We start from the raw sequence: 20549 nt of genomic DNA on the forward strand, positions 1-20549 counted from the left end.
ACAATGAAACTTTTGCCATATTACCAATTTAGCTTTTTCTTCAAATGACGCGATATAACGTTATTGGTATAATTTGGTTTACACCTACCTAAAATAATTTCCTTATTGGAGGCAACCCGTGGCTAAACGTCGAGTCGTCGTAACTGGCTTAGGAATGTTGACACCGCTAGGTAATGATGTTGAATCTACTTGGCAAGGTTTGTTAAACGGTAAAAGTGGTATTCAAACTATCACACATTTCGATACCTCAAGTTTCGGCACCAAATTCGCAGGTTTGCTGAATGACTTTGATGCATCAGCTTACATGTCACCGAAAGATGCAAAGAAAATGGATTTGTTTATCCAATATGGCATTGCAGCGGGTGTACAAGCACTACAAGATTCTGGTCTAGAGATCACTGAACAAAACGCCACGCGCGTTGGTGTTGCAGTGGGTTCTGGCATTGGTGGTTTGACGTTAATCGAAGAAAACCACATTAAACTACTAAATAGTGGTCCGCGTAAGCTTTCACCATTTTATGTGCCTTCGACTATTATCAATATGATCTCGGGCCATTTATCGATTATGCATGGTTTACGTGGTCCAAACATTTCAATTGTTACGGCATGTACAACAGGCTTACATAACATTGGTCATGCTGCGCGTATGATTGCATACGGTGATGCAGACGCAATGGTAGCCGGTGGTGCAGAAAAAGCATCTACACCAATTGGTATGGGTGGCTTTAATGCGGCACGTGCACTATCAACACGTAACGACGATCCACAAGCAGCATCACGCCCTTGGGATAAAGACCGTGACGGTTTTGTTCTTGCTGATGGTGCCGGTGTTATCGTACTTGAAGAATATGAGCATGCAAAAGCACGTGGTGCGAAAATCTACGCTGAACTGGTAGGTTTTGGTATGAGTGGTGATGCATATCACATGACTTCTCCACCTGAAGACGGTGCAGGCGCAGCACTGGCGATGGAAAATGCATTAAACGATGCACAAGTTAATGCAGACCAAGTTGGTTATATTAATGCTCATGGTACATCGACTAATGCAGGCGATAAAGCCGAAACATCAGCCGTTAAAACTATTTTTGGTGATGCAGCGAAAGATGTGATGGTAAGTTCATCTAAATCAATGATGGGCCACTTGTTAGGTGCAGCAGGCTCAGTAGAGTCAATTATTACTATCTTGTCACTTGTTGACCAGAAAGTAAGCCCTACAATCAACCTTGATAACCCTGATGAAGGTTGTGATTTAGATTATGTACCGCACACTGCACGTGACGCTAAATTGGATTACGCACTATGTAATTCATTTGGTTTTGGTGGTACTAATGGCTCGTTGCTGTTTAAAAAGGTATAATTCTTTTTAACAACGGACTAAAAGAAGAGCCCAGTTGTTTAACTGGGCTTTTTTGTATGAGTAAATTAAAACAAACAATAAAAATAACCGCACCAGACACCACAATAAGCACACAAGATCGTGGCTTAAATTACGGTGATGGCTTTTTCACGACCGCCTCAGTGGTGGACTCAGAGGTTGAGCACTGGGATTTACATAAAGCGCGTTTAGAAGAATGCGCACAAAGGCTATTTTTCCCAGAGTTAGATTTAACCGCAATTGAGTGTGAAGTTAACCAAGCAATTAGTGATACACAAACGGGTATTTTAAAAATAGTCGTCACTCGTGGCGCAGGTGGTCGTGGTTATGGTTTACCAGATACACCCAATATCCAAATTCTTATCACTGTATTACCTCAGGTTTCACACTATCAATCCTGGCAACAGCAGGGTGTTAAATTAGCAATAAGTGACGTGAGACTTGCATACCAACCGTTACTTGCTGGACTAAAAACCCTAAATCGTTTAGAGCAAGTACTTATAAAAAAGCACATGCATACTGTTGAGTGTGATGACGTTGTGGTGCTTGACTATAAAAATAATGTGATTGAGTGCTCAGCTGCAAATATATTCGCCATTAAAAACGGTAAAATCGTTTCACCCAAGTTAGATGGCTGCGGTATTACAGGGGTTTATCTAAACGCTTTATGTGGTAAGTTAGCCATTGAGTTTAAAGCAATCCAACTGGATGAGTTGCTAGCTATGGATGCCGTATTTATGTGCAACAGTTTAATGGGTGTGGTTCCGGTTACAAGTATTGCTGATACACAGTTTGATATTGTACGCAGTAACGCGCTATTAGCGGCGCAGTTTGCCAAGGAGAATACGTGATAAAAGTCATTGTTAGCGTGCTGTTATTAGCATTGCTATGTTGTGGTATTGGCTATCAACAGCTTCAATCAGCACTAAAAATGCCGTTAAAAGTTGAAAACAGTACTTTATTCAAAGTAGAGCGCGGCACTGGCTTTAATCAACTCTGCCAAGCATGGCAAGCAAAACAATGGGTTGATAGCTGCTTTAAATTTCAGGTACTCGCTAAATTAGATCCGACTCTTACTGATTTAAAAGCGGGTCTGTATGAACTTGATACAAGCGCTGTGATTGATAATATTCGCCGTATCAATGAAGGCGCACAAGTAAGCTTTAGCTTTACAATTATTGAAGGGCAACCTCTTCGTGAAGTAGTGGCAAACATAGCAAAACAACCTCATTTAACACAAGATTTAGATCCAGAAAATTTAGCGACTCAGATTAGTAACACGCAAGAAAATTTAGAAGGCTGGTTGTTCCCAGACACCTATCATTACCATAGTGAAGATAGTGCCAGTGGCTTATTAAAACGCGCATACAGCAAAATGCAGCAAGAATTAGAGGCTGCATGGCAAAAAAGAGCGCCAGATTTAGTTTTAAACTCACCCTATGAAGCTTTAATTCTCGCGTCGATTATTGAAAAAGAAACCGGCCTTGCTTCTGAGCGACCATTAATTTCGGCAGTATTTACTAATCGTTTAAAAACCAATATGCGTTTGCAAACCGATCCGACAGTTATCTATGGTATAGGTGCGGATTTTGATGGTGATATTAAGCGCAAAGATTTAACAACGTATACACCGTATAATACATATAAAATAAAAGGTTTACCGCCAACACCAATAGCCATGCCATCGAAAGCAGCGCTACTTGCGGCAGTTAATCCGCCTGAGTCTGAGTACGTGTATTTTGTCTCGAAGGGAGATGGCAGCCATCAATTTTCGAAAACGTTACAAGAACATAATCGCGCAGTTAAACAGTATCAATTGAATTAACAACCAGAATAGAGTCATATGACAGCGAAATTTATAGTGATTGAAGGCCTTGAAGGGGCTGGAAAATCAACGGCAATTGCCGTGTGCCAAGCTTATTTAGAAAATAAGCAGATCGAATTTATCAATGTGCGTGAGCCAGGCGGAACACCCATGGCAGAAGAACTACGTAGTATCGTAAAACAGGCTCATCAAGAAACTGTCACTTCTGAAACTGAGCTTTTAATTATGTATGCGGCACGTTCACAACTGGTTGCTAATGTCATTGCTCCAGCACTTAAAAAGGGCACTTGGGTGTTAGGTGATCGTCATGATCTCTCATCGCAAGCGTATCAAGGGGGTGGTCGTGGGATTGCACAAGAGCAACTTTCTTTTTTAGCTGATATGGTGCTAAAGGGTTTAAAACCAGACTTAACGATATATTTAGATATAGAACCTGCAGTGGGTCTTGAACGTGCAAAAGGACGTGGTGAACTAGACCGTATAGAGCAAGAAGCTTTAGGCTTTTTTGAGCGCACTCGAGAACGTTATCTTGAAATTGCAAGCACTGACAACAGCATCAAAACAGTAGATGCTAATCAAACCATGCCTGAAGTGCATGCAGCTATTACCAGTGTGCTTGATGAATTCTTCAAAGGTGTAAATTAGCATGCCTTTGCCATGGCTTGAACCTTTATATCAGCAATTAGCTCAAAGCTATTCGCAGCAACGTTTCCATCATGCACAGTTATTTAATGGCGATATCGGTGTAGGAAAACGTGAGCTAGTTGATATGTTAGCTGATGCGTTACTGTGCTCTAATGCCCACAACCTAATTGCCTGTGGAAAATGTAAAAGCTGTCAATTAAACCGAGCAAACACACATCCCGACAAGCGCGTTGTAAAGGCTGAAGGCCAAACTATTGGTGTTGATGAAGTGCGTGAAATTACAGATTTTATTAATCATTCATCAGCTCAAAATGGTAATAAAGTGGTGGTACTTGAACACAGTCATAAAATGACTACCGCAGCTGCAAATGCCTTGTTAAAAACTCTTGAAGAACCCAGTTTAAATCGATACCTGCTTCTAACCTGTGAACAACTGGCTTTATTGCCAGCCACAATTTTAAGCCGCTGTGCAGTTCATGAGGTAAAGGTAAATCCTAGCCTAGCTAAAAAATGGTTGGGTGAATTTAATATACCTCATTATTCTTGGTTAGAACTATTTGTAGAGCAGCCAATACTTATTGAGCATTGGTATAATGAAAAGCAATTAGACTCAATAGATTCCCTCTATAAATTTGCAACTGAGTTAAAAGACAGCGATAATTTCAGTGCTTTAGTCGAGATCCTTAGCAAAGATAGCACCTTGATTAATGTATTTGTTCTGTTTTTAACAGAACATTTAAAGGAAAAATTAGTATTAGGGATGGATTTTTTCAGCTACCAAAAAGCGCAACAAGCCATAGCAGAATTTCTGTATAATAGCTCGCATGTGCTAGGTTTAAATATGTCGCTGGCCATTTCGAAGTTAGCGTTTTCATTACGTGAAAGCCAAAATTAGGATACATCGTGCAAGAATTATTAGTAGATATTGAAGACTTAGAAGAATTATATCGCTGTTACATGCCGTACTTAAAAAATGGTGGTTTATTTGTTCGCACTAATATGCGTTTTGAAATGGGCCATTCACTTGCATTAAAAGTTACTTTACCTGATGCATTGGAAGACGATGTAGTGACAGGTAAAGTTGCTTGGATCACCCCGCAAGGTGCTCAAAGTTCAAATCCACCGGGTATCGGTGTGAATTTTATTGATGACAAAACGAATTTGAATGCGAAGATCGAAAAACTTTTGGGTACTATGTTAAACTCTGGCAATCCGACCTATACCATGTAATAAAAGTAGTACCATGATTGTAGATTCTCATTGCCATTTAGACAGGCTCGATTTCGATAAACTCGACCTTAATTTAGACCAAGTACTTGAAAATGCTCGCGCAAAGAAAGTTGAACATTTCTTGTGCGTGAGTGTCACTTTAGATCAATTCCCAACGATGCTGGATAAAATCAAACACTATCCAGATGTTTCTGCATCATGCGGCGTTCACCCACTTGATCAAAAAGACGCACTCGATAAGCAAAAACTTATTTCACTTGCTAGCCACGATAAAGTGGTTGCGATAGGTGAAACCGGTCTAGATTACTATTACTCAAAAGACACCCATATAGTTCAGCAAGAAAGTTTTGTTGGTCATATCGAGGTTGCTAATGAGCTCAATAAGCCGCTAATTATTCATACTCGTGATGCCAGAGAAGACACCATTAATCTAATGCGTGCGCATAATGCAGAGAATTGTGGTGGTGTATTACACTGCTTTACAGAAAATTGGGAAATGGCCAAAAAAGCCATTGATATGGGCTTTTATATTTCGATTTCGGGTATCGTTACGTTTAAAAATGCCGTTGAGCTAAAAGATGTTGTAAAGCAAATCCCGCTTGATCGCTTATTAATTGAAACAGACTCACCCTATTTAGCGCCTGTTCCTTATCGTGGTAAAACAAATCAACCAGCCTACGTTGAAGATGTAGCTTACTACATCGCTGAGTTAAAAGGACTTACTTTTGACGAGTTAGCCGAAGCAACAACTAACAACTTTTACTCGTTGTTCAATCAAGCTAAAAGGGCGTAGTGGTGCAAGGCGTATCAAATTTACCTCAGTTAGTAATGGGGCCAATGGTACGCCGAGCAGATGCAGGGCGAGTGTGCTTTCAATTTGTTACAACTGTGCCTTGCCAATACCGAATTGAGTTTAAAGGTGTTGATACTTACTCTAACTTAGAGTCAATTCAATTAGGGCAACATCTTTACTTAAATTTCATCAATGTCATGCCAGTCAGTGGCCAGTTTACAGTAGATTCACTGATCTATTATTCGTTACATGATGAAGATAAAAGCATTGATCTGTTGTCTTATTGCTACGAGCGAGCTGAATCTCCTGCATTTGTGATCCCCAATAGGCTCGATAGAATTCTTCATGGTTCCTGTCGTAACCCTCATCACCCAGCAAAAGATAGTCTCGTTGCTGCTGACAAATGGCAAAATGACCAGCGTCAATCTCTTAATGCAGGTGCTGACTTATTATTGTTATCTGGCGATCAAATATATGCAGATGATGTCGCAGGACCCATGTTACTTGCGATTGAAAAAGTGATTAGTTTATTTGGTGTGTTTGTAGAGCCCGAACTTGATTTAGATTTACCAGCAGGGTTTGAACAACAACTTTATAAGCGCCATTTACACTTACCTAAAGTGCCTTGGCAAAAACGCAGTAAATTTGGTGTTGGTTATTGGCTCAAAAAAGATGAGCCGCACTTCTCAAGTTTAAAAGCTGAAAACCACTTAATCCATTTTCAAGAATTTATAGCGCTTTATTTACTAAACTTTAGCACTATTACTTGGCAGTTAATCGAGTTTGAAACAATTGAATGCCCAGCATTAGCTCCTAAATACGCTAATTTATTCAAACTTGAAAAAGACGCTTTACTTGGTTTCGCAAAAGGCCTTGGTAGTGTCGAAAGATTATTTGCCAATGTATCGACATTGATGATGTTTGATGATCATGATGTCACCGATGATTGGAACTTAACCGCAGGATGGGAGCAGGCTATTTATCAGCACCCAGCTAGCCGACGCATAGTAAATAATGGCCTGATTAGTTATTGGTTAATGCAAGGGATTGGTAATGATGCGGGTACTAACTCATTGTCTTTATTGCCAAGTTTTAAGCAGAGTTTAAAGCAGCAGAGTTGGCATTTTAAAGACTTTGATAAGCTAATACTCAATTTTAACCATTGGCATTATGAGCTTAATACCATACCCAAAGTTGTGGTGCTCGATACCCGAACCCATCGCTGGCGTAATGAACAAAACTTCAATGAACCATCTGGCTTACTTGATTGGGAGAGGCTAACGGAATTAGAAGAAAGCTTATTGTCTCACGATAAAGTGATTATTGTATCTCCAGCCCCAGTGTTTGGTGTTAAATCAATTGAAGCAATCCAAGCTATTTTTAATTTTTGTGGGCAACCTTTACTAGTTGATGTTGAAAACTGGATGGCCCACGAAGGTTCCGCTAAAAAGCTACTTGATACTTTCCGCCGTGAAGATACACCAAAAGAAACCTTGATACTCTCTGGTGATGTACATTATTCATTTTGTTTTTCAGTGCAAAAGCGGTTTGGCAAACATAAAAACCGTATTTGGCAGTTAACCGCCAGTGGTATTAAAAATGAGTTTCCTCGCAAGCTCATTAATGTACTCGATAAGCTAGATTCGATTTTATATGCCCCAAAAAGCCCACTTAACTTTTTTACTAAACGTTGGCAGATGGAAGTTGATAAACACCAAACCATGGGTGAAGGGCAAAAGTATTTGGTTAGTAATGCAGCTATCAGTTTGATAGAGCTCAATGATGGTTTGCTCGCAAAATATGAACTAATTCATGCTGACAACCAAATTACAGAATTCGATTTAAACACACATTAATCGAATACTCAGAATAAAAAAACGCCCAGAACGAATCCGCATTGTTCTGGGCTTAGGGGTGGCTCGTGCGAGCCTGCGCTAACTATAAAAAAACACCTTCTAAATTCAGTAGGGAGAAGTAGAAAGTACTTTTAAGTGTAGTTAATAAGCAGGAAATTGCACGGTAAATGTACAAATTTTATACTAGTTTAAAATCAGCCTGTTACGGCTTTTTACCTAAAAAGGTGCCTACTTTATACAAGCCTTATGCGCAAGTTATACCCAAGTTATCAACTGGGCATTTTGTACTAAATCACGTGGTAATGAGTTCTTAATTTTATTCTTTTGCCACTTACCAAGGCCTACAGGACAGCCACATAACATTAACACTACTTCACCATTATCTTGAGTTGGTTTTTCGAGCCGAATATCTTTACCGTTAAAGTAATCGTTTGCTTGGCAAGCAGACATCTCAAAGGTATTTTTATCGCAATCTTGACCAAATACGGTGGCAAATTCATGCGCTAAGCGAACCCCACCTTTGTGAATTACACCAAGTTGAATACCTAAACGTGAGTATTTAATTTTATCTTGCAGTTCATCAAAGCCATCAGGAAACAACCAAAGCTCTTTATCACGCTGCATTAAGGTGCCTTTAAGTGATTTTAGACCGAACTGTTTTTTAATTGTTTGCATAAACGCTTCGCTTTGCTTTTTATCAAACTTAGCAAACGGAAATGCGCCTTTCTTAACTTTTTGATTGGGGTTATCGCTTGACGCTATTTTCTTAAATTTAGCGATGAAGAAACCTTCACTATCGTAAGTTTGCGGCCAAACGTGCAAATAACCTTCGCTGGTTGTCGCTTTATCTGCGCCATCGAACAGGCTATCGAGTGATTGTACTTCGATGCAATCAGGGAACTCAGCTAATAGGTATTCGCACACTTGTTGGTTTTCAAGGGGTGTTAAAGTACAAGTCGAATAAACTAATGTGCCGCCGGGTTTTAGGGCATAAAAGGCACTTTTGATGAGTGCTTTTTGCACAGCAGCAATATCAATATTAGATTCGATTGACCAATTCTTTAGGGCGTCTGCATCTTTACGAACTGTGCCTTCACCTGAGCACGGGGCGTCTAGTAAAATACTGTCGAAGCACTCATACATGTAATCTCCAAAGATCACACCATCAAAATGTGATAACGCACAGTTACCAACACCCATACGTTTGAGGGTTGCTGCCAATACTTTTAAGCGTGACGAGGACAATTCATTGGCAACTAACACGCCACTATTATCCATCATGGCAGCGATTTGTGATGTTTTTGAACCTGGTGCCGATGCCATATCTAATACCGTATTGCTTTGCTCAACCTCGGCTCTCAGTGCAACCGGCGGCAGCATTGAGCTGGCTTCTTGCACATACATAGCGCCACTTAAGTGTAAATCGGTATTACCGATTGCAAGGGCTTCTTCTTCCTCACTTGGACGTGTTAACCAGAATCCTTCTTCGCACCATGGAATTGCTGTTAACTCCCATCCTTTTTTGGCGCATTGACGCTGAAATTCTGAGACTGACATTTTTAATGTATTTACGCGAACTGAGCGTCTAAGTGGGCGACGACAGGCTGCAATAAAGTCGTCTAATGATAAATGTTCAGGAAGGTAGCTTTTTACATCATCAATAAATGAATCTGGAATATATGTATTAGCGTCCACTAAATGGCTCTCACGTCACGTAATAATAGGCGGATCATACCATTTATAGCGCTGTCAGGGGATATTTTTAGCTTTTTACGGGCGATATTAAAGTGTCGACAAACTGCCGGTATAAATGTCTTTTATAGTCATTATTTTTGATAAGTATCATTTTATGTCGACATTTTGCTGGTTTTTTAGTCTGTTTTTCCGATCTCAAGGTTGACACATTCGATGATAGGGCGCATAGTGAACTCACAAATTGTCGACAATCTTAATTTAGTACTTAAATAGACCTATTTATGACAGAGCAAAAAGCCAACGATAACTACAACGATATCACGATAACAACGGCATCAGACCAAGTGTTTGTCGACATGCGTCGTGAAATTGTACAAGGCACCATTGAGCAGGGTAGCAAAATTTCTGAGCCAGAACTTGCTAAACGCTATGGTGTAAGCCGTGCCACCCTTCGCGAGGCGCTAAATCGTTTAGAGAGCTGTTATTTGGTCGAGCGTAAAGCCAATGTTGGTTGCCGTGTAGTCGCACTGACCGCTGAGCGTTTAATCGAAGTCTATCAGGTACGTAGTGCCCTTGAGGGGCTCGCTTGTCGGTTAGCTGCCGACAACATGGAACCTGAAGAAGTGCAGGGTTTAAAGCAGTTATTGAACCAGCACTTACAAACACAGCGTGTAAAAGAAGGTGAATCATACTACCAAGAAGCGGGCGACCTTGATTTTCATTATCGCATTATAAAAGGGTCGAAAAACGCACATTTAATTCATCTTTTATGCAATGAGTTGTACCAGTTAATTCGTATGTACCGTGTACAAATGGGTATGGTTGGGCCACGTGTATCAAAAGCATTTGATGAACACTTGGCTATTATTAATGCCATTGAAAACCATGACGGTGAATTAGCCGAAATGCTTATGAAACGCCATATCAGCGCGTCTCAGGCAAATATTCAGACTAAGTTTGACTTACTCGCAGCAAAAAATCAGTAGCACCGTAGTTAAACAGTCACAATTTAGATTTAAAAATAGAGTCAGCCAAAGAGCTGAAACCGTTCAAAGATAGGAGTTATCCAATGTCAGCAGGATTAAAGTTCAAACAGGCAATTGCCAACAACAAGCCATTGCAAGTGGTTGGCACCGTCAATGCGTACTGCGCAATGATGGCAGAGAAAACAGGTCACCAAGCACTTTACCTCTCAGGTGCAGGTGTTGCTAACGCGTCATACGGCATGCCAGATTTAGGTATGACTAGCCTAGATAACGTACTTGAAGATATTCGTCGAATTACCAGCGCTACCGACTTACCGCTTCTTGTTGATGCTGACACAGGTTGGGGCGGTGCATTTAATATTGCTCGTACCGTTAAAGAAATGACTAAAGCGGGTGCTGCGGGCTTCCATATTGAAGACCAAGTAGCACAAAAACGTTGTGGTCACCGTCCTAATAAAGAGATCGTGTCTAAAGATGAAATGGTTGACCGTATTAAAGCTGCGGTTGATGCCAAAACAGACAGTGATTTTTACATTATGGCGCGTACTGATGCATTCCAAAAAGAAGGCTTAAATGCAGCGATTGACCGCGCAGCAGCGTGTGTTGAAGCTGGCGCAGACGCTATCTTTGCAGAAGCTGTGCATGATTTAGCAGATTACCAAGCGTTTGCTAAAGCGTTAAATGTGCCAATTCTTGCGAATATCACTGAATTTGGTCAAACACCGCTCTATACAAAAGAGCAGTTAAGCGAAGTTGGTGTTGAAATTGTACTTTATCCATTAAGTGCATTTAGAGCGATGAACAAAGCAGCGCTTAATGTGTATTCGTCTATTCTTAACGAAGGCTCACAACAAAGCCAATTAGACAACATGCAAACACGTGCAGAATTATATGAGTTTTTAGATTACCACTCATATGAAAACACACTCGATAACCTTTTCTCAGCTAAAAAATCATAACGACAACATATAAGGAGAACACTCATGGTAGATAAAGCATTAGGCGGCGCAGGTTTACGTGGTCAAGTAGCAGGTGAAACAGCACTGTGTACAGTAGGTAAGTCAGGTTCAGGTTTAACTTATTGTGGTTATGATATTAGTGAATTAGCAGATAAAGCGCAGTTTGAAGAAGTGTCTTTTTTACTGTCGCGTGGTGAATTACCAACAGAATCTGAGCTTACTGAATATAAAGCAAAGCTAAAATCACTACGTGGTTTACCTGAAGCACTAAAAACAGTGCTTGAAAACATCCCTAAAGACGCACACCCAATGGATGTAATGCGCACCGGTTGTTCTATGCTAGGTAACCTAGAAATGGAGCAAGATTTCTCACAAGCGAATGATGCGATTGACCGCCTAGTTGCCGTATTCCCAAGCATTATTTGTTACTGGTATCGTTTTAGTCATGACGGCGTTCGTATCGACACTGAAACTGATGATGATTCGGTAGGTGCACACTTTTTACGTTTATTACATGACAAAGCACCATCAGCACTGTTTGAGCAAGTAATGAATGTGTCTTTAATTCTTTATGCTGAGCATGAGTTTAATGCATCGACATTCACTGCGCGTGTGTGTGCATCGACATTGTCGGATATTCATTCTTGTGTAACGGGTGCTATCGGTAGCTTACGTGGTCCACTGCATGGCGGTGCAAACGAAGCCGCTATGGATATGATTGAAGGCTTCACAAGCCCAGATCAAGCTGAAGATGCACTGATGGGTATGCTTGAGCGTAAAGACAAGATCATGGGCTTTGGTCACGCTATCTACCGCGAATCAGATCCACGTAACGTGATCATCAAAAAATGGTCAGAAAAACTGGCTGCAGAAGTGGGTGACGATGTTCTTTATCCAGTGTCTGTTCGCTGTGAAGAAGTTATGTGGCGTGAAAAGAAATTATTCTGTAATGCTGATTTCTTCCATGCATCTGCGTATCACTTCATGGGTATTCCAACTAAGTTATTCACGCCAATTTTCGTGATGAGCCGTGTTACGGGTTGGACAGCACACGTGAAAGAGCAACGTGCTAACAACCGTATCATTCGCCCAAGTGCAGATTATACGGGCCCAGAAGCACGCAGCTATACGCCAATTTCTGAGCGTTAATCGTTAATTAAATCAGTGATAGGGGTAGCTTAGCTGCCCCTTTATGAAGGGGCGAAATAAATACAAAAACAATCAGCCCACCTTTGTTCACCGTCACCAAGTACAAGTAGAATCATCATGAATACAAATTTTAGAAAACCATTAGCAGGCACAGGAGTCGATTACTTTGATACTCGCGCTGCTGTTGATGCAATTAAACCGGGCAGCTATGCCACACTTCCTTACACATCGCGAGTACTTGCCGAAAACTTAGTTCGTCGTTGTGAACCTGAAATGCTAAATGATGCGCTGTCGCAATTGATTGACCGTAAGCGTGATTTAGATTTTCCATGGTTTCCTGCTCGTGTTGTGTGCCACGATATCTTAGGTCAAACAGCGTTAGTTGATTTAGCGGGCCTACGTGATGCTATTGCTTCAAAAGGCGGCGATCCTGCAAAAGTAAACCCTGTGGTACCAACACAGTTAATTGTTGACCATTCATTAGCGGTTGAACACGCAGGTTTTGAACCGGATGCTTTTGAAAAAAACCGTGCTATTGAAGATCGTCGTAATGATGACCGTTTTCATTTTATCAATTGGACGAAAACAGCATTTAAAAATATTGATGTGATCCCGCCGGGTAACGGCATTATGCATCAAATCAATTTAGAGAAAATGTCACCGGTGATCCAAAACCGCGATGGCGTGGCATTCCCAGATACACTAGTTGGTACTGATAGCCATACACCTATGGTCGATGCATTAGGTGTTATTGCTGTAGGCGTGGGTGGTCTTGAAGCTGAAAGCGTGATGCTTGGCCGAGCGTCTTACATGCGTTTACCTGACATTGTTGGGGTTGAGCTAACAGGCAAACCACAACCAGGTATTACTGCAACTGATATCGTATTAGCGATCACCGAGTTTTTACGCAATGAAAAAGTTGTGTCGACCTACCTTGAGTTTTATGGTGAAGGTGCCGATGCACTTACCTTGGGTGACAGAGCAACTATTTCTAATATGACGCCAGAGTTTGGCGCAACAGCTGCGATGTTCTACATTGATGACAACACACTTGATTACCTACGCTTAACAGGTCGCGAAGAAGAGCAGGTTAAACTAGTAGAAACTTACGCAAAAGAAACCGGTCTTTGGAGCGATAGCCTTAAAACGGCAGAATATGAGCGTGTGTTAACCTTTGATCTGTCATCAGTTGGGCGCAATATTGCGGGCCCATCGAATCCACATCGCCGTGTTGCAACAAAGGACCTTGATAAAGCGGGTATCACTGGCATCGTTGAAAATCAAGAAGGCTTAATGCCAGATGGCGCCTGTATCATTGCAGCAATCACAAGTTGTACTAATACCAGTAACCCACGCAACGTAATTGCTGCTGGTTTACTTGCGCGCAATGCTAACGCTAAAGGGTTAACCCGTAAGCCATGGGTTAAAACATCACTGGCACCGGGTTCTAAAGCGGTTAAATCTTACTTAGAAGAAGCAAATTTATTACCTGAACTCGAGCAACTTGGCTTTGGTATCGTTGGCTTTGCATGTACGACCTGTAATGGCATGAGTGGTGCGCTTGATCCAAAGATTCAGCAAGAAGTGATTGACCGTGACTTATATGCAACAGCTGTACTTTCGGGTAACCGTAATTTTGATGGCCGTATTCACCCTTATGCTAAACAAGCATTCTTAGCTTCACCACCACTGGTTGTTGCTTATGCCATTGCTGGTACTATTCGCTTTGATATCGAAAAAGATGTATTAGGGTACGATCAACAAGGCAACGAAATTCGCTTAATGGATTTATGGCCATCAGATGAAGAAATTGATGCAGTGATCAAACAAAGTGTTAAACCTGAACAATTTAAAAAGGTTTACGAGCCAATGTTTGATTTAAGTGTAGATTACGGTGAAGACAACGATCCGCTTTACCAATGGCGTCCACAAAGTACTTATATTCGCCGTCCTCCTTATTGGGAAGGTGCATTAGCGGGTGAACGTTCGCTTAGTAATATGCGTGCATTAGCGGTACTGGGTGACAACATCACCACTGACCACTTATCGCCTTCAAATGCGATTTTAGCGTCAAGTGCAGCTGGCGAGTACTTAGCTAAAATGGGCCTTCCAGAAGAAGATTTTAACTCGTATGCTACGCACCGAGGCGACCATTTAACTGCACAGCGCGCAACATTCGCTAACCCTAAGTTATTGAATGAAATGGTTAAAGAAAATGGTGAAGTGAAGCAAGGTTCATACGCTCGTATTGAACCAGAAGGCAAAGTGACACGTATGTGGGAAGCAATCGAAACCTACATGCAGCGTAAACAACCGCTTATTATTGTGGCAGGTGCCGATTATGGTCAAGGCTCATCACGTGACTGGGCTGCAAAAGGTGTACGCCTTGCAGGTGTTGAAGTGATTGCAGCGGAAGGCTTTGAGCGTATTCACCGCACTAACTTAATTGGTATGGGCGTATTACCGCTTGAGTTTAAAGCAGGTACTACGCGAACTACATTAGGTATTGATGGCAGTGAAACCTTTAGTGTGAAAGGTGAGCCAACACCAGGTGCAACCCTGACTTTAGTGATCACCCGTGCCAATGGTGAAACTGTTGAAGTACCAATGACGTGTCGTTTAGATACCGCTGAAGAAGTGTCAATTTATTCAGCAGGTGGTGTACTACAACGTTTCGCGCAAGATTTCTTAGAATCTGAGGAGCACTAAGTAATGGGGTTTAAACCACAAATTAAGGTGCCAGCGACCTATATGCGTGGCGGCACCAGTAAAGGGGTGTTCTTTAACTTAACTGATTTACCTGAGCCTGCCCAAGTGGCAGGTGAGGCGCGCGATAACCTGTTATTGCGTGTAATTGGCAGCCCCGATCCTTACCAAAAACAAACTGATGGCATGGGCGGCGCAACGTCAAGCACCAGTAAAACGGTGATTTTATCGAAAAGCGCTAAAGCTGATCACGATGTCGATTATTTGTTTGGTCAAGTGGCTATCGATAAAGCGTTTGTTGATTGGAGTGGTAATTGCGGCAATTTAACTTCAGCAGTCGGGGCCTTTGCTGTGTCGAACGGCCTTGTTGATGCCAACAAAATTCCAGAAAACGGCGTTGTCGAAGTTAAAGTATGGCAAGTCAATATTAGTAAAACCATCATAGTGCATGTGCCAATTACAAATGGTGAAGTACAAGAAACTGGTGATTTTGAGCTTGATGGTGTGACATTCCCTGCCGCTGAAGTGAAACTTGAATTTATGGACCCTGCAGATGGCGAAGGGGCCTTATTCCCAACAGGTAACTTAGTCGATGAACTAGAAGTGCCAGGCATTGGTATGTTGTCTGCGACCATGATCAATGCGGGTATTCCAACGGTTTTCATTAACGCCAGTGAAGTTGGCTATGATGGTACAGAGCTGCAAGAAGCCATTAACGGTGATGTATCTGCGCTTGAAAAATTAGAAACGATTCGTGCTTACGGAGCATTGAAAATGGGGCTAATTTCTCATATTGATGAAGCAAAAGCACGTCAACATACGCCAAAAGTAGCTTGGGTTGCACCAGCTAAAACTTATCATGCGTCAAGCGGTAAAGTTGTTAGTGATACTGATATTGATTTAGTGGTACGTGCTATGTCGATGGGTAAATTACACCATGCGATGATGGGCACAGCTGCTGTTGCTATTGGTACTGCAGCTGCTATTCCTGGCACCTTGGTTAACCTTGCTGCAGGCGGTGGTGAGCGTCAGGAGGTAAACTTTGGTCATCCTTCTGGTACTTTAAAAGTGGGTGCCGCTGCAACGCTTGTTGATGACAAATGGCAAGTCACAAAAGCAAGTATGAGCCGAAGTGCGCGCGTGTTAATGGAAGGCTGGGTTAGAGTGCCTGAGTAGTACTCTATAGCGTACTGATATGCTCAAAATAAAGCGGCGGTTACGTCGCTTTTTCTAATCCGTAGCACTGTTGTTTCATGCCTTCAATAAACTCATCAAACTTGCCGCTTTGTTGCATCATTTCTATTTCATCATTCAAATCTTGTAAAACTTTTTGCCAATGCGGTGTTGATTTACTGACAGAGTAATAAAGTGCTTTGTATTCAAGTTTTGGTTCTAGTGCGACCAGTGATTCTAATATTTGTCGCTTACCCTTAATTGATAACTCAGATTTATGAACGCTGGCTTTTAACACTTCAAGATCTGCCACAATGAGGCTTACACGATTACTTAATAAGAGGTGTATTAATTGATACTCATTATTTGCCACGATTGTATCGATTTCTTTGTTATCGATCATGGCATCTAATTCTTTGGTGTTTTTATATGAGCGTACCACTCCAATAGGCAGGTCTTTTACTGAGTTTAAGTCACCATTGAAAGGGATTTGGTTTCCTTTTAACGCCACGAAAGATAGATCTCCTCCCGGGAGTGCATGACTTAAAGCGAGTAAATCGTTACGGGTTTTATCTAAAAAGTTATCAGAAATCACATTACCTTCAATGAAGTACTCAGGAAAGAGGATGTCAGCTCGGCCTAATTCAGCTTCTCTAACTGCACGTGCCCAAGGGTAAAAACTAATATGGACGCCGTAGCCTTTTTCAAGAAGAGCACTGACCGTAAATTGGAAAAGCCAACCTTTATTACATAAGTTTTCGTCTATATAAGGGGGCCAATCGAGGGTAACGAGCTTTAGAACGTGTTTGGCATCTAGGTTATAACCGTACCCGCCATTAAAGCGTACCGCTTGCTCTGTAATAAATTCGCCATCCATTTCATAAGTAACAGGAGTAAGGTTAGCAATAGCTTGATATGAAAAAAATAAAAATAACGCTGCAAACAGTTTCATATAGTATTTAAGTTTTGTTATTTACATATAGCTTAGTCTTTTGCTGTAAATATACAACCTAATCACTTGATCAATATACCTCTAAGCTGTGGCTTAAATCTAATTCATATCGTTGACAGGGTATTCGCAACATAGTAGATTTCGTCGGGTGTGGCGAAGTGTTACACCGCTTTGAGGACGACCTTAAAGTTGAAATTAAATTCGGGGACGACCCCATAAAGAGGTCGACCATGAATTGGATCCTACTTATTACCGCTGGCTTACTTGAAGTCGCTTGGGCTTATGGCCTAAAACAATCAAACGGTTTTACTAAACCACTCATCTCATTCTTTACAATTTTAACTATGGCTGCGAGCTTTTATTGCTTAAGTGTGGCGCTTAAATCATTACCACTTAGTTTGGCTTATGCCGTTTGGGTAGGTATTGGCGTGATTGGGTCTGCAATACTAGGTATGACGCTACTAGCAGAAGGCGTGAGTCTATTAAAAATAGCCAGCTTACTGCTGATTGCCCTTGGAATTATTGGTTTGAAACTAGCGAGTTAGATTTTTTATCTCTGAAAATAATTAAGTAATCTTTAGGATTGGTATTAAATAAAAATCCGATAGGCTGTCGCTCTATCGGATTTTGGTCCTGATCAAATGTAATTTGGGATTTATTACTTAGTGTAATTTCTTATAATCAACGACCCGTTGCTGTTGTACACCTAAGCCTTCAATGCCTAGGGTTACAACATCACCATCGTTCAAATAAATTGGCGGAGTTTGCCCTAAACCAACTCCCGGTGGAGTACCTGTAGAGATAACATCGCCTGGTTGTAGGCTCATAAATTGGCTGAGATAGCTAACAATAAACGCAGGATCAAATACCATGGTTTTAGTATTACCATTTTGGAATTGGGTATCGTTTACTTTTAACCACATATCTAAATTAAGTGGATCAGCAATCTCATCTTTGGTTACTAGCCAAGGACCAAGTGGACCAAATGTGTCACAGCCTTTACCCTTATCCCATTGGCAGCCACGCTCTAGTTGAAAGTTACGCTCAGATACATCATTACAAACACAATAACCAGCTATGTAGTCATTGGCATTTTCAACATCGACATAGGAGGCGTGCTTACCAATGACGATGGCAAGTTCAACTTCCCAGTCTAATTTTTCGCTGTTTTTAGGTTTGATAATATTATCGTTAGGTCCACTGATGGCGCTGGTGGCTTTACTGAATACTTCAGGCTCCTTTGGGATTGCCATGCCAGATTCTGCAGCGTGATCTGCGTAGTTCAAACCAATGCAAATGAACTTACCAACGTTAGCAACGCATGCGCCGATTCTTACTGACTCATCTACAATAGGTAGTGATGTAAGGTCTAAGCGTTTTATTTTTTCTAGGCTCTCAACTGAAAGAGCGGCTCCATTAACATCATTAATAATGCCACTTAAGCAACGAATTTTACCGTCACCATCTATAATACCGGGTTTTTCTTGGCCTTCAGGGCCATATCTGAGTAGTTTCATAATGATTCTCTTTACTTCAGTTAATTATTAAGTGTGACGAAACCGCCATCAATCGGGAAATTACTGCCTGTTATAAATGCAGCGTCGTCTGAGCATAAGTAATCAACAAGTCCTGCGATTTCTTCAGGTTTACCCATGCGACCAATAGGTTGGCTTTTTGAGAGCTTTTCAAACATCTCAGTCTGATTATCTGGGTAGCTTTGTGCTAAAAAGTTATCAACAAAAGGGGTATGAACACGACCAGGGGCAATACAGTTACAACGAATACCGTATGATAAATAATCTTTTGCAACAGAGTAGGTCATAGTTAAAACGGCACCTTTAGTCATTGAATAGGCAAACCTATCGGCAATTCCTACGGATGAAGCAACAGATGCTAGGTTAATGATGACGCCGCTTTGTTTTTCTTTCATGCTTGCAATGGCTGCATGCATACAGTTATACACACCTTTAACATTGATGTTATAGAGTCTGTCTAAGTCTGATTCTGTGGTATTTTCGATATTGCCAATGTGGGCTATACCTGCATTGTTTATCAGAATATCAATGGCATAGTGTTTTTTTATAGTTGCAAACAACTCTGCAACTTGTTGATGGTTAGCTACATCTACTGCAAATGCTTGTGCAGATCCACCGTTTTCATTTATTTCTTGCATCACTGTGTTTGCAGCATCGATATTTAAATCAACAACAAGAATATGCATATTCCGTTTCGCTAAACGTAAACAGATACTTCGACCTATTCCGCTACCACCTCCTGTAACTAAGGCAATTTTTTTTGAGCTTTGCTGATTCATAATGTGTCCTTAAAAGGTGTGATTAGAGTAACTTATAAAAATTTCGCGCATTTTCTGACCATATCAACTGCTGTTCTGCTTTAGGCAATTCATTGATCAATGCCTGACTAATGTCATGCCACAGAGCATAACTGCCATTCATGTTGACAACAGGCCAATCACTGCCCCAAAGAATTCTTTTCGGACCAAACAATTGATAAATGAGCTGAAAATATTGACGATAAATAGCAACATCAACACAATCTGTTGCAGCTTGTGTCATTAGTCCTGAAAACTTAATAGAAACATTTTCTAACTTTGCCAAGCAGGTTAACTGGTGTTGCCATTTCGTTGACATAGGTTTTGTTAGGTCAGGTTTAGCAAGGTGGTTAACTACAATATTTAATTGTGGATAGCGCTTTGCAATTGATGTTATCTGCTCAAGATGTATATCAAGTATGAGTGCATCAAATGTAAGGCTGTTGTTTGCTAAAAAATCAAAAATAGCAGCAAAATCGTCATTGAGTATCCAGTCAGGGTCGTCAATATCTTGCAACATTGGACGAATACCTTTGAAATAGGGATTTTTACTTAATGACGCTAAATAAGAAATGACATCGTTGGCTTGAAAATCAACCCAACCGACGACACCTGCTATGAAATCAGTTTTATTAGCTAGTTCGAGCAAGAAGTATGTCTCATCTATTGAATCTGCAGCTTGAACCACAATTGTGCTCGTTATGCCATATAACTCTAATGCTGGAGCTAGTAATTCAGGCAAATGATCTTTATAGAGACAAGTAAAGTCAGAAGTTAGCCAGTTATAGTCTCCTCGGCTTAATTGCCAAAAGTGTTGATGGCTATCTACTTTTTCTATTATTGAGCTAGATGTTGATTTCATAATTACGCTCA

General features: G+C 41.0%; 19 protein-coding genes. 14 read left to right on the forward strand and 5 right to left on the reverse strand.

All coding sequences use genetic code 11. The features are described 5' to 3' along the window. Positions 1–118: 118 nt before the first annotated feature. From fabF to L1267_RS06220, 8 genes are read left to right on the forward strand one after another with little or no spacing between them, the layout of a single operon-like run. Positions 119–1357 carry a beta-ketoacyl-ACP synthase II gene (fabF, locus tag L1267_RS06185; RefSeq protein ID WP_135924341.1) on the forward strand — a complete coding sequence of 413 codons (1239 nt, stop codon included), beginning with the start codon at positions 119–121 and terminating at the stop codon, positions 1355–1357. A 56-nt stretch (positions 1358–1413) separates the two neighbouring features. Next, a complete protein-coding gene (gene pabC / locus L1267_RS06190; RefSeq protein ID WP_235382381.1) occupies positions 1414–2226 on the forward strand; it encodes an aminodeoxychorismate lyase in 813 nt (270 codons plus the stop codon). Next, positions 2223–3200: an endolytic transglycosylase MltG gene (gene mltG / locus L1267_RS06195; RefSeq protein WP_235382382.1), complete on the forward strand. Its 978-nt coding sequence runs from the start codon at positions 2223–2225 to the stop codon at positions 3198–3200. The genes pabC and mltG overlap by 4 nt, the downstream gene beginning before the upstream one ends. A gap of 18 nt (positions 3201–3218) precedes the next feature. Beyond that, complete coding sequence (gene tmk, locus L1267_RS06200) at positions 3219–3845, forward strand: dTMP kinase (protein ID WP_235382383.1); 627 nt, start codon at positions 3219–3221, stop codon at positions 3843–3845. 1 nt (position 3846) lies between these two features. Then, entirely contained in the window at positions 3847–4740 is an 894-nt protein-coding gene (locus L1267_RS06205; protein WP_235382384.1) for a DNA polymerase III subunit, read from the forward strand. An 8-nt stretch (positions 4741–4748) separates the two neighbouring features. Then, positions 4749–5075, forward strand: coding sequence for a PilZ domain-containing protein (locus tag L1267_RS06210; RefSeq protein WP_054554720.1), 327 nt, complete (start codon positions 4749–4751; stop codon positions 5073–5075). A 13-nt stretch (positions 5076–5088) separates the two neighbouring features. Next, positions 5089–5868 carry a TatD family hydrolase gene (locus L1267_RS06215; RefSeq protein WP_235382385.1) on the forward strand — a complete coding sequence of 260 codons (780 nt, stop codon included), beginning with the start codon at positions 5089–5091 and terminating at the stop codon, positions 5866–5868. Further along, on the forward strand, positions 5868–7724 hold the full coding sequence (locus L1267_RS06220) for an alkaline phosphatase D family protein (protein ID WP_442960552.1): 1857 nt from the start codon (positions 5868–5870) through the stop codon (positions 7722–7724). Before L1267_RS06215 ends, L1267_RS06220 begins: the two co-directional genes overlap by 1 nt. Positions 7725–7979: 255 nt before the next feature. Here L1267_RS06220 and rsmF read toward each other — a convergent pair whose 3' ends face one another. After that, the gene (gene rsmF / locus L1267_RS06225) at positions 7980–9419 is read right to left on the reverse strand and encodes a 16S rRNA (cytosine(1407)-C(5))-methyltransferase RsmF (protein WP_235382386.1); all 1440 of its coding nucleotides are present in this window, start codon (positions 9417–9419) and stop codon (positions 7980–7982) included. A gap of 281 nt (positions 9420–9700) precedes the next feature. Here rsmF and L1267_RS06230 point away from each other — a divergent pair, with 281 nt between their 5' ends. The 5 genes from L1267_RS06230 to prpF all read left to right on the forward strand — a co-directional run bounded on the left by L1267_RS06230 (position 9701) and on the right by prpF (position 16395). Beyond that, positions 9701–10405: a GntR family transcriptional regulator gene (locus L1267_RS06230; RefSeq protein ID WP_054554723.1), complete on the forward strand. Its 705-nt coding sequence runs from the start codon at positions 9701–9703 to the stop codon at positions 10403–10405. Positions 10406–10488: 83 nt separating this feature from the next. Further along, on the forward strand, positions 10489–11364 hold the full coding sequence (gene prpB, locus L1267_RS06235; protein ID WP_135924348.1) for a methylisocitrate lyase: 876 nt from the start codon (positions 10489–10491) through the stop codon (positions 11362–11364). A 24-nt stretch (positions 11365–11388) separates the two neighbouring features. Beyond that, entirely contained in the window at positions 11389–12513 is a 1125-nt protein-coding gene (gene prpC, locus L1267_RS06240) for a bifunctional 2-methylcitrate synthase/citrate synthase (protein ID WP_135924349.1), read from the forward strand. A 117-nt stretch (positions 12514–12630) separates the two neighbouring features. Then, positions 12631–15222 (forward strand): Fe/S-dependent 2-methylisocitrate dehydratase AcnD, encoded by a 2592-nt coding sequence (gene acnD / locus L1267_RS06245; protein ID WP_235382387.1) that lies wholly within the window; start codon positions 12631–12633, stop codon positions 15220–15222. 3 nt (positions 15223–15225) lie between these two features. Beyond that, positions 15226–16395, forward strand: coding sequence for a 2-methylaconitate cis-trans isomerase PrpF (gene prpF, locus L1267_RS06250; RefSeq protein WP_235382388.1), 1170 nt, complete (start codon positions 15226–15228; stop codon positions 16393–16395). A gap of 40 nt (positions 16396–16435) precedes the next feature. Here prpF and L1267_RS06255 read toward each other — a convergent pair whose 3' ends face one another. Further along, positions 16436–17344: a substrate-binding periplasmic protein gene (locus L1267_RS06255; protein WP_235382389.1), complete on the reverse strand. Its 909-nt coding sequence runs from the start codon at positions 17342–17344 to the stop codon at positions 16436–16438. 230 nt (positions 17345–17574) lie between these two features. Between L1267_RS06255 and L1267_RS06260 the strand changes: the two genes are divergently transcribed. Then, positions 17575–17889: a DMT family transporter gene (locus L1267_RS06260; RefSeq protein ID WP_138558456.1), complete on the forward strand. Its 315-nt coding sequence runs from the start codon at positions 17575–17577 to the stop codon at positions 17887–17889. A gap of 117 nt (positions 17890–18006) precedes the next feature. Here L1267_RS06260 and L1267_RS06265 read toward each other — a convergent pair whose 3' ends face one another. From L1267_RS06265 to L1267_RS06275, 3 genes are read right to left on the reverse strand one after another with little or no spacing between them, the layout of a single operon-like run. Beyond that, positions 18007–18861, reverse strand: a complete 855-nt coding sequence (locus tag L1267_RS06265; RefSeq protein WP_235382390.1) for a fumarylacetoacetate hydrolase family protein — start codon at positions 18859–18861, stop codon at positions 18007–18009. 20 nt (positions 18862–18881) lie between these two features. Next, the gene (locus tag L1267_RS06270; protein WP_235382391.1) at positions 18882–19658 is read right to left on the reverse strand and encodes an SDR family NAD(P)-dependent oxidoreductase; all 777 of its coding nucleotides are present in this window, start codon (positions 19656–19658) and stop codon (positions 18882–18884) included. A 22-nt stretch (positions 19659–19680) separates the two neighbouring features. Then, entirely contained in the window at positions 19681–20538 is an 858-nt protein-coding gene (locus L1267_RS06275) for an amidohydrolase family protein (RefSeq protein WP_235382392.1), read from the reverse strand. Positions 20539–20549 lie beyond the last annotated feature (11 nt).

The organism is Pseudoalteromonas sp. OFAV1 (assembly GCF_021532595.1).
GTDB lineage: Bacteria > Pseudomonadota > Gammaproteobacteria > Enterobacterales > Alteromonadaceae > Pseudoalteromonas > Pseudoalteromonas lipolytica_C.

Excerpts from the sequence above, each read along its gene's own strand:
- pabC (WP_235382381.1), top strand. The coding sequence starts at position 1,414 with ATGAGTAAATTAAAACAAACAATAAAAATAACCGCACCAGACACCACA.
- tmk (WP_235382383.1), top strand. The coding sequence starts at position 3,219 with ATGACAGCGAAATTTATAGTGATTGAAGGCCTTGAAGGGGCTGGAAAA.
- L1267_RS06205 (WP_235382384.1), top strand. The coding sequence starts at position 3,847 with ATGCCTTTGCCATGGCTTGAACCTTTATATCAGCAATTAGCTCAAAGC.
- L1267_RS06215 (WP_235382385.1), top strand. The coding sequence starts at position 5,089 with ATGATTGTAGATTCTCATTGCCATTTAGACAGGCTCGATTTCGATAAA.
- L1267_RS06230 (WP_054554723.1), top strand. The coding sequence starts at position 9,701 with ATGACAGAGCAAAAAGCCAACGATAACTACAACGATATCACGATAACA.
- prpB (WP_135924348.1), top strand. The coding sequence starts at position 10,489 with ATGTCAGCAGGATTAAAGTTCAAACAGGCAATTGCCAACAACAAGCCA.
- prpC (WP_135924349.1), top strand. The coding sequence starts at position 11,389 with ATGGTAGATAAAGCATTAGGCGGCGCAGGTTTACGTGGTCAAGTAGCA.
- acnD (WP_235382387.1), top strand. The coding sequence starts at position 12,631 with ATGAATACAAATTTTAGAAAACCATTAGCAGGCACAGGAGTCGATTAC.
- prpF (WP_235382388.1), top strand. The coding sequence starts at position 15,226 with ATGGGGTTTAAACCACAAATTAAGGTGCCAGCGACCTATATGCGTGGC.
- L1267_RS06255 (WP_235382389.1), bottom strand. The coding sequence starts at position 17,344 with ATGAAACTGTTTGCAGCGTTATTTTTATTTTTTTCATATCAAGCTATT.
- L1267_RS06260 (WP_138558456.1), top strand. The coding sequence starts at position 17,575 with ATGAATTGGATCCTACTTATTACCGCTGGCTTACTTGAAGTCGCTTGG.
- L1267_RS06265 (WP_235382390.1), bottom strand. The coding sequence starts at position 18,861 with ATGAAACTACTCAGATATGGCCCTGAAGGCCAAGAAAAACCCGGTATT.
- L1267_RS06270 (WP_235382391.1), bottom strand. The coding sequence starts at position 19,658 with ATGAATCAGCAAAGCTCAAAAAAAATTGCCTTAGTTACAGGAGGTGGT.
- L1267_RS06275 (WP_235382392.1), bottom strand. The coding sequence starts at position 20,538 with ATGAAATCAACATCTAGCTCAATAATAGAAAAAGTAGATAGCCATCAA.